The sequence below is a fragment of the Mesorhizobium sp. P2_D1 genome, assembly GCF_056404455.1.
In genome coordinates this window covers 36,100-44,146 of record NZ_JBFUDZ010000049.1, presented here as the reverse complement: position 1 = coordinate 44,146, position 8,047 = coordinate 36,100, and the positions used below count along the sequence as shown (strand labels likewise).

The window sequence follows — 8,047 nt, the reverse complement described above, 5'->3', positions numbered from 1 at the left end:
GAGCAGACAAGCGTCTCGTTCCGTCGCGCCCCCCTCTGCCCTGCCGGGCATCTCCCCTCCAGGGGGGAGATTGGCAGCTTCGATTTCACTGCCTCTTCTTTGAACGTTGAAAATTGGCGAAAGCGGCTATGCAATCCAATCTCCCCCCTGGAGGGGGAGATGTCCGGTAGGACAGAGGGGGGCGCTGTCCCGCCGGCGTGCGTGACTAATCCCCCAGCGCCAGCCGATCCGTGATCTCGAAGCGTTCGGAGACGCCGATGCGGATCATGTTGAGGGTGCCTTCGCGGGTGAAGCGGAAGTCGCTCTGCCCATCGGAGCCGGCCGGCTTGCCGGCGACGAAGGAGATGACGCGGGTGCCGCCGTCTGGCCAGGTGACGGTGACATCGGCCTTGTCCGTGCCGGCGCGCACGACGCTGACCGGGCAGCGGGTCATCGGCTCGCCGACATAGCGGGCGCAGGGAATTTCTTTGGTGACGTGGTCAGATGGGGTGGCATGGCCGGCTGGCGGTTCCAGCCGCGCCACGGCTTGCGAGTCAGGCGGCGGGGCAATGGATGCCGCGGCCGTTGGCTCTTCGATCTCGCCGCTCGTCGGGTTTTCCTGCACCGCGAAGGCCAGGCCGTACGCATCCCGCATGGCCGTTTGGCCGATTTCGACGGCTGATCTCTGGGTGCTTTCGGCGCCAGCCTCCGGACCCGCGCCATCCAGACGCGCCGCCAGGTCGGACGGCGGTGCGATCGGCGGCTGTGGCTTGGCGGGGTCGCCGGTTTGTGGTTTGTCCGGCGCCGATGCCTGATCGGCCTCATTGCCAGTGGAGGCGACCGTCGGTGCGTCGGCCGGTCTTGCCTGGCCTTCGACATAGGGGGCCGGATTGAGTGGGATGAGGTAGCGCGCCGGCGCCCATCCGCTCAGCTTGTCCTTGCCGGTACTCTCGACCTTGCACCATTTGTTGCCGTTGACGTCGTTGCAGCCGAGATTGGTGACGCTGGCGCCTCCGGCCAGACGCGCTTCGACCGTGGCGACCGGCGACGCTGCTGTGCGGATATTGAGAAGGTCATCCGGCGCAAGGCCGGTGACGATGGAGATGACGAGATCCGGCGATTCTTCGGCCATGGCGGGGCCAACAGCGGGCCAAGCCGCCATCAGAAGCGGAGCGGCAATCAGCGCATGCAGGGTTGTTCGGAGCGTAACTGTGCGCCTCATCATTCGACCGTGCGCTGATACTCTAAGACACCGTGCACGCTGCGGATCGAGCCCGTCGCATGCCCGGCCGGTTTTATAAGCGACGGCGCGCCGCCATGTAAGCCCGAAAATTTGACCTTGGTGGCATGAACGCAAGGGCGTTCAGCCTCGGCATAAACGCATTTGCGTTTAGCCGGGCGGCATAAACGCAGTTGCGTTTAGCCTGGCATGAGCAAGCTCAGCCTGGCATGAACCCCGTCCTGAGCGCGTGGGCCCATTCCGGGCGTCCCGCATCTTCGGCCTGTCTGGCCGCGGCTTCGTGGTCGTAGTCGACGGCGATGGCCTCGAAGCGGTCGGGCTGGCCGGCGCTGCCCAAGGTGACAATGCCGTAGCGCGCATGCGGCGAGCCCTGCTCCGAGACATGCGCCGGTGGCGTCGCATCGTCATAGGCGGGGCAGCCGATGCTGCCGGGATTGAAGACGACCGGACCATCGGGAATGCGGATCAGCTCAGGCCGGTGGCTGTGGCCGCACAGAGCGATGCGGCAGACGGGGTCGAGCGCCTTCAGCCGCCGTCGGATCGCCGCCAATGGCGCGCGCACCAGCTGGCCATCGGTGATCGCATCGAGCAGATATTTCTCGTCATGGTCGGGCCGGGCGTGGAAGGCGATGATGCCGGGCGCGATCTCGAGCGTCAGCGGCTGCGCGAACAGCGCCTCGCGCTGCGCCTGCGTCAGCCGCTCCTGCGCATAGGCGTCGGAAGGCCACATCTCGTCACTGGCCGGATCGGCGGCGACGCGACGGTCGTGGTTGCCGCGCACCGTCGGCAGGTTGAGCGCTTCCAGCCGCGCAAACGTCTCGCGCGGCCATAGCGGGCCGGAAACGCTGTCGCCGAGATTGACGGTCAGGTCGGCGCCGCCGCGCTGCTTCAGATCGTCAAGCACGGCGTCCAGCGCCAGCACATTGCCATGGATATCTGCGAGGACGGCGATGCGCATCTTGGGTGGCTCCGAACGTGGGGCAGCGTTTTCTCTTTCCCCCGCTATGCGGGGCGAGGAACCCAATTCCTGCAAGGGTCAGGCGGAAACTTCAAGATCGTGGCCACCGACCGCGGGCAGCGCGGGATCGTCTCCGGCGGCGGCGATGACGCTGTCGAGCAGGCCGGGGAAGCGGGCGTCGAGGTCGGCGCGACGCAGCGTGATCATGCGGTTGGTGCCAACGACTTCGGCGCGGGTGACCCCGGCCTCGCGCAGTTTGGCCAGATGATAGCTCAGATTGGTCTTGGAGCCGAGGTCGAGGAACTGGCTGCAGTTCAGCGCCACGCCTTCCTTGCTGGCGAGATAGCGCACGATGGCGAGCCGCGTCGGGTCACCGAGCACGCCGAGCACGATCGGCAGGCTGATCTGGTCGGTATTGGGGTGTGGCAAGGTCATGGCTGGAAACTAAGCACAGTTCGGGCCGATTTCAACGCATCCATCCTGCTCTGCGCATACGCGCCGTTCTTCCGTTGCGATCCGTGCTGACCGACTGTGCTGACACAGGGCTGTCAGGAGGGTGCTGCTATTTTTCCCTGGCTTCATTGACATCATGCCTTGCCATGTCCAATTGTTCAATAACTTTTGAACTAAGGACACGCCCCATGGACAAGCGCCTCTTCTGGCTTGCGCTCGGATCGTTCACGATCTCGACCGAAGGCTTCGTCATCTCCAGCCTTTTGCCGGACATCGCGGCGGACGCGGGCATCTCCATTCCGCTGGCCGGCACGCTGATCACCGCCTTCGCGCTCGCCTATGCGGTGGGCACGCCGATCCTGGCGACGCTGACCGGCGAATGGGACCGGCGCCGCGTCATCCTGTGGACGCTGGTGTTCTTCGTCATCGGCAACATTGCCGCCGCCTTGAGCTCCTCCTTCGAACTGCTGTTGATCGCGCGCATCGTCATGGCGATGTCGTCAGGCCTGTTCGCTGCGACCGCGCAAGGCACGGCGGTGGCGCTGGTTGATGACCATCACCGGGCCCGCGCCATTGCCGTCGTCGTCGGTGGCACCACGGTGGCTGTCGCGGTCGGCGCGCCGCTTGGCGCTCTGGTCGCTGCATTCGCCGGCTGGCGCGGCACGTTCTACGCCATTGCCGGCCTTGGCGCGCTTGCCGGCGCGATCCTGTGGTACCGGCTGCCACGCGGCATCGTCGGCACCAGGCTGCCCCTGAAGCGCAGGCTGGCAGCTGCGCTGCGGCCCGGCGTGATGCCGATCCTCCTGACGACGCTTCTGGCGCTGACCGGCGCCTTCACCGTCTTTGCCTATGTCGCGCCGCTCGCCATCGAGGGCGGCGGGCTCAGCCAGATCGCGCTGCCCGGCATGCTGCTCGCCTTCGGYGTCGGCGCCGTCATCGGCAACATCGCCGGCGGCCAGGCAGCCGACCGGTTCGGCGCCACGCGCACCGTCGGCTGGTCGCTGACGCTGAGTGCGGCCATGCTGGTCATGCTGTCGGTCATCCCGACCTTCCTGCCGCCCCATATTGCCGGGCCGGCGCTGATGGCGATGATGGTGCCGTGGGGCATTGTCGGCTGGGCGTTCCCGCCGGCGCAGGCCAGCCGCATCATCAAGCTGGCGCCCGACGCCGCGCCGATCGTGCTGTCGCTCAACGGTTCGGCACTCTATCTCGGCGTGGCGCTGGGCGCCGTGGTCGGGGGCGCAGTGCTGCGCTATGGCGCGCCGGCCGATCTCGGCCTGGTCGCGGCGGCCTTCCCGATCATCGGGCTCGGCATCGTGCTGGCCGGGCGCTGGGCGGCGCGGCCGGTTGCCATGCCGGCTGAGTAGAGTCTGTCGCCTAACGCTTCAGGGAGTGGCCTGCGGCAGCTCGAAATCCAGCGCGGCGATGTCATCCAGCGCCGCGCGCAGTTTTGCCGCCTGATCCTTGCCGACCACGTCCTCGAAACGCTGCTGGGCGACGTGCCACAGCTTCATCGCCTCATCGAGTTTGACCAGACCCTGCGGCGTCAGCCGCACGCGCTTGATGCGGCGGTCGTCCGGATCGGCGAAAGTCTCGACATAGCCGTCGCGGATCAGTGGCTTCAGCGTGTGGCCAAGCGCCGACAGGTCCATGATCAGGGACGCGGCAATGGCGCCCATCGCCGGTTCGTTGCCGATATGGATCTGGTAAAGCAGGCCCTGCTGCGTGGCCTTGAGGCCCGAAGGCGCAAGCACATCATCATAATACTGGCCGAGCTTGCGTGCCGCGCGACGCAGCATGGCGTTGTTGCACAGTGTTAGGCCGGGTAGGGCATCTTTTGACATTTTTTCTCTCGGCGACGGCTGCATCACGCCCGATCGCTGACCCTTAAATAATCCCCGTTCCGATCATTGACAAGATAGTGGCATATGCCTATTTCTTGAATAGTGGTATATGCCACTAAATGAAATCAGATGGCTTTGGCGGCAAGGCAAGGGCAGTTGCCCATGGTGCCGGCGGCAAAAGTCGAAACGAAGCAATCAGTCGAAGAAGGAACAGGACAATGAGTGGACAGAGCAACAAGGGCACGGCGGTGGTCACCGGAGCTTCAGCGGGCATAGGTGCGGTCTATGCGGACAGGCTGGCAGGGCAGGGCTATGACCTGCTGCTGGTGGCGCGTCGCGCCGACCGGCTCGAGGAACTGGCGGAGAAGCTGCGCTATGCCTACGGCCGCAAGGTCAGCGTGATCAGCGCGGATCTCGCCGACGACAATGACGTCCGCCGCGTCGAGCAGGCGATCGCCGCCGACGACAGCGTGACGGTGCTGGTCAACAATGCCGGCATTGGCGGCCAGCAGGTGGTAGCGACAGCCGATGCCGACGCCGTCGAGCGCATGATCAAGGTCAATGTCATCGCCTTGACGCGGCTGACCCGCGCGGTGCTGCCAGGTCTGGTGGCGCGCAACCGTGGCGCCATCGTCAACATCGCCTCGGTGCTTGCCTTCGACACCTCGTTCGGCGGCATCTACAGCGGCACCAAGGCCTATGTCGTCAACTTCACCGAAGCCCTGCAGCGCGAAGTCGCGGGTACGCAGGTGAAGGCGCAGGTGGTGCTGCCAGGGGCGACCCGGACCGATTTCTGGGAAATTGCCGGCAGCGATATCGATAGCCTTCCGAAGGAGATCGTCATGACGGCGGATGATCTGGTTGATGCCGCACTTGTCGGCCTGGCCAAGGGCGAAACGGTTACGGTGCCGGGGCTTGCCGACGCCAGCAAGCTGGACACTTTCCTCGGCGCGCGCCAAGCCTTCTACGGCAGCCTGCATGCCAACAAGCCGGCGGCACGCTACGCGGCTTGATCCCTGCGTGGCGGTTGGCGTTCAGGCCGACCGCCACATTGGAATGATCGAGGCGGCAAGCACCAGCGCCAGCACGATGTTGAGTGCGCGCCATTGCCACTCGGTTTTCAGCAGCCGGGCAAGCAGCATGCCGGCCACGCACCACAGCGACAGCGAGGCAGCCGCTGCCAGGCCGAATGTGGCGCCGAGCAGCAGCGCAAGCTGCAGCGGGCCGGTGGCCAAAGCCGCGAACGAGGCCGCCGCGCCGAGCCCCATCGCCCAACCCTTGGGGTTCATCCATTGAATGCCGGCGCCGCCGAGAAAGCTGTTCGGATTGGCCATGGTGACGTCCAGGTTGGGCGGTCCGCTGCGGCCGATCTTGATCGCCAGCCAGACGAGATAGAGCGAGCCGACGACCTTCATCGCCAGTTGCAGCGAGGGCACCGCAAGCAGCAGGCCGGCGAGCCCTGCAGCGGCCGCTCCCGTCACCGTGGCGAGGCCGGCGGCGCTGCCGACCAGCAAAGGGACCGAACGGCGAAAGCCGAATTGCGCGCCGGACGCCGTCGACAAGGTCGTAGCAATGCCGGGCGTGGTGGTGGCAACGATCGCAAACAGGACGAGGGGGATGATCGGCTCGAGCATGCGGCTTCCTTTGAAGCGTGTCGACACGCTTCAAGTTCTTGTTTCTGCATGTCGTTCTCCCAAAACCGCTGCGCACTTTTGGGCGACATGCATTGTCGGACACCGCCATCCTAGCCGCGCATGAACTTCAGTAAATGCAATGTTTGCTATGGCCGGCATTAGCAGCCATAATGCAAGCATGAACCGAAATCTCGACATGGCACTGATCCGCACCTTCATCACCGTCGCTGACAAGGCCAGCATGACGGCGGCTGCCAATGCGCTGCACCTGACGCAAGGCGCGGTCAGCCAGCAGGTCAAGCGGTTGGAGGAGGCGCTCGGCTCCAGCCTGTTCGAGCGCGACCGGCGCGGCCTCAGACTGACGCGCGCCGGTGAGCGGCTCTTCACCAAGGGCAAGCGCCTGCTGGCATTGAATGACGAGATCTGGACCGACATGGCGGGCACCGCGGTGGCCGGCCAGGTGCGGCTCGGCGTGCCCTACGATCTTGTCGGCACCTTGCTGGCGCCGGTGCTGAAGCGCTATGCCGAGACCTATCCGCAGGTCGAGATATCGCTGGTCTGCGCCTCGTCACCGGAGCTCGCCGCTGCCCTCGCGGCCGGCACCATCGACCTTGCGGTGATCGAGGAACGGGTCGGCCCGTCGGCCGGCGAGTGCCTGGCCATAGACCGGCTGGTCTGGGTCGGCGCCAAGGGCGGCGTTGCCCGTGCCAAGCGGCCGCTGCCGGTTTCGATCGTTGCCGACACCTGCGCCTTCCGGCCGGCGGTGCTGTCGGCGCTAGGTGAGCATGGGCTGGAATGGCGCACCGTGTTCGAGAACGGCAACATCGACGCGACGACAGCAACGGTGCGCTCGGATCTTGCGGTCACGACATGGCTGGCCTCCACCGTGCCGGCCGATCTCGACATATTGCCGTTCGATTCAGGCCTGCCGCCACTGCCGAATTTTGCCATCAACCTGCATCTGCCGAGGCATGGTGTCGGGCCGGCGGCACAGGAGTTCGCGCGGCATATCCGCGAAGGGCTGGCCAGACGAGCGCAGGCGGCTTGACCAGACAGGACCAGGGTTCCTCGCCCCCACGAAAGTGGGGGAGAGGTGGCTCGGCAAAGCCGAGACGGAGAGGGGGCCTGCGCGACGGTGCCCAGTTCCAATGGGCATTCGCTCTACGAATCCCCTCTTCGTCCGCTTCGCGGCCACCTCTCCCACGCTCTGGCGGGGGCGAGGAACCCAGGTCTCGCTACTTCCAATTCTTGCGCCGCTCGATCTCTGCCTCGGATGGCTTTTCCGGTGCGAACGATCCGGTCTTGATCTCGCCGCCAGGCTCATAGGTCGCCATGATGACGCCGGTGCTGGAGGCCTGCGAGCGGGTCAGCTTCAAGGCGGAAGGCATGGTGCCGTTGCCGAACAGCCGCTTGCCCTTGCCCAGCACCAGCGGGAAGATCAGCAGGCTGATCTCGTCGATCAGGTCATTGGCGAGCAAGGTCTGGATCAGGTCGCTCGAACCCTGGATGAGCAGGTCCGGGCCGTCTTCCCGCTTCAGATTGCGCAGCGTTGCCACGACGTCGTCGCCCAGCGACTGGCTGTTGTTCCAGGTCAGCGTGTCGTGCCTGTGCGTAGCCACATATTTGGTGACGGCGTTGAAGCTTTCGGCGATCGGATCGTTGTCCTGGTCCGGCCAGTGCGCGGCGAAGATGTCGTAGGTCTTGCGGCCGAGCAGCAGGTCGAAGGGCTTGGTGAAGGTCTCGCCCATGAACGCGCCCATGGCGTCGTCCCAGTAGTGGAACGTCCAGCCGCCGAATTTGAAGCCGCCGGCCGGATCCTCTTCCGGACCGCCTGGGGCTTGCATGACGCCATCGAGGCTGACGAATGTCGCGGCGATGATCTTTCTCATTCCAATGCTCCGGTTTCTTCAATCCACGCCGTCGCGGCTGGACTTCAGCC

9 protein-coding genes are annotated in these 8,047 nt (G+C 65.5%); 3 read left to right on the top strand and 6 right to left on the bottom strand.

Annotated elements, in window-relative coordinates; genetic code table 11:
- Positions 1 to 205 precede the first annotated feature (205 nt).
- From AC1D0I_RS26300 to AC1D0I_RS26290, 3 genes are all read right to left on the bottom strand, one after another.
- Positions 206 to 1,111, bottom strand: coding sequence for an SH3 domain-containing protein (locus AC1D0I_RS26300; protein WP_477398767.1), 906 nt, complete (start codon positions 1,109 to 1,111; stop codon positions 206 to 208).
- A 307-nt stretch (positions 1,112 to 1,418) separates the two neighbouring features.
- Positions 1,419 to 2,177, bottom strand: coding sequence for a metallophosphoesterase family protein (locus AC1D0I_RS26295; RefSeq protein WP_477398765.1), 759 nt, complete (start codon positions 2,175 to 2,177; stop codon positions 1,419 to 1,421).
- 78 nt (positions 2,178 to 2,255) lie between these two features.
- On the bottom strand, positions 2,256 to 2,612 hold the full coding sequence (locus tag AC1D0I_RS26290; protein ID WP_457152519.1) for an ArsR/SmtB family transcription factor: 357 nt from the start codon (positions 2,610 to 2,612) through the stop codon (positions 2,256 to 2,258).
- A 206-nt stretch (positions 2,613 to 2,818) separates the two neighbouring features.
- Between AC1D0I_RS26290 and AC1D0I_RS26285 the strand changes: the two genes are divergently transcribed.
- Complete coding sequence (locus AC1D0I_RS26285; protein WP_477398763.1) at positions 2,819 to 3,997, top strand: MFS transporter; 1,179 nt, start codon at positions 2,819 to 2,821, stop codon at positions 3,995 to 3,997.
- A gap of 18 nt (positions 3,998 to 4,015) precedes the next feature.
- Here AC1D0I_RS26285 and AC1D0I_RS26280 read toward each other — a convergent pair whose 3' ends face one another.
- A complete protein-coding gene (locus AC1D0I_RS26280) occupies positions 4,016 to 4,474 on the bottom strand; it encodes a MarR family winged helix-turn-helix transcriptional regulator (RefSeq protein ID WP_477398761.1) in 459 nt (152 codons plus the stop codon).
- A gap of 218 nt (positions 4,475 to 4,692) precedes the next feature.
- On the opposite strand from AC1D0I_RS26280, the gene AC1D0I_RS26275 reads away from it, so the two are divergent.
- Complete coding sequence (locus tag AC1D0I_RS26275) at positions 4,693 to 5,487, top strand: SDR family NAD(P)-dependent oxidoreductase (RefSeq protein ID WP_477398759.1); 795 nt, start codon at positions 4,693 to 4,695, stop codon at positions 5,485 to 5,487.
- Between the two features lie 21 nt (positions 5,488 to 5,508).
- Here the strand turns inward: AC1D0I_RS26275 and AC1D0I_RS26270 are convergent, their stop codons facing one another.
- Positions 5,509 to 6,108 (bottom strand): LysE family translocator, encoded by a 600-nt coding sequence (locus AC1D0I_RS26270; protein ID WP_477398758.1) that lies wholly within the window; start codon positions 6,106 to 6,108, stop codon positions 5,509 to 5,511.
- Positions 6,109 to 6,286: 178 nt separating this feature from the next.
- Between AC1D0I_RS26270 and AC1D0I_RS26265 the strand changes: the two genes are divergently transcribed.
- Positions 6,287 to 7,156, top strand: coding sequence for a LysR family transcriptional regulator (locus AC1D0I_RS26265; protein WP_477398756.1), 870 nt, complete (start codon positions 6,287 to 6,289; stop codon positions 7,154 to 7,156).
- Positions 7,157 to 7,343: 187 nt separating this feature from the next.
- On the opposite strand, the gene AC1D0I_RS26260 is transcribed toward AC1D0I_RS26265, so the two are convergent.
- A complete protein-coding gene (locus AC1D0I_RS26260) occupies positions 7,344 to 7,997 on the bottom strand; it encodes a dihydrofolate reductase family protein (protein WP_477398755.1) in 654 nt (217 codons plus the stop codon).
- Positions 7,998 to 8,047: the final 50 nt, after the last annotated feature.

Bases quoted from the DNA above. Each gene is read 5' to 3' on its own strand.
- AC1D0I_RS26280 (WP_477398761.1), bottom strand. From the start codon at position 4,474: ATGTCAAAAGATGCCCTACCCGGCCTAACACTGTGCAACAACGCCATG.
- AC1D0I_RS26270 (WP_477398758.1), bottom strand. From the start codon at position 6,108: ATGCTCGAGCCGATCATCCCCCTCGTCCTGTTTGCGATCGTTGCCACC.
- AC1D0I_RS26290 (WP_457152519.1), bottom strand. From the start codon at position 2,612: ATGACCTTGCCACACCCCAATACCGACCAGATCAGCCTGCCGATCGTG.
- AC1D0I_RS26260 (WP_477398755.1), bottom strand. From the start codon at position 7,997: ATGAGAAAGATCATCGCCGCGACATTCGTCAGCCTCGATGGCGTCATG.
- AC1D0I_RS26295 (WP_477398765.1), bottom strand. From the start codon at position 2,177: ATGCGCATCGCCGTCCTCGCAGATATCCATGGCAATGTGCTGGCGCTG.
- AC1D0I_RS26275 (WP_477398759.1), top strand. From the start codon at position 4,693: ATGAGTGGACAGAGCAACAAGGGCACGGCGGTGGTCACCGGAGCTTCA.
- AC1D0I_RS26300 (WP_477398767.1), bottom strand. From the start codon at position 1,111: ATGGCCGAAGAATCGCCGGATCTCGTCATCTCCATCGTCACCGGCCTT.
- AC1D0I_RS26265 (WP_477398756.1), top strand. From the start codon at position 6,287: ATGAACCGAAATCTCGACATGGCACTGATCCGCACCTTCATCACCGTC.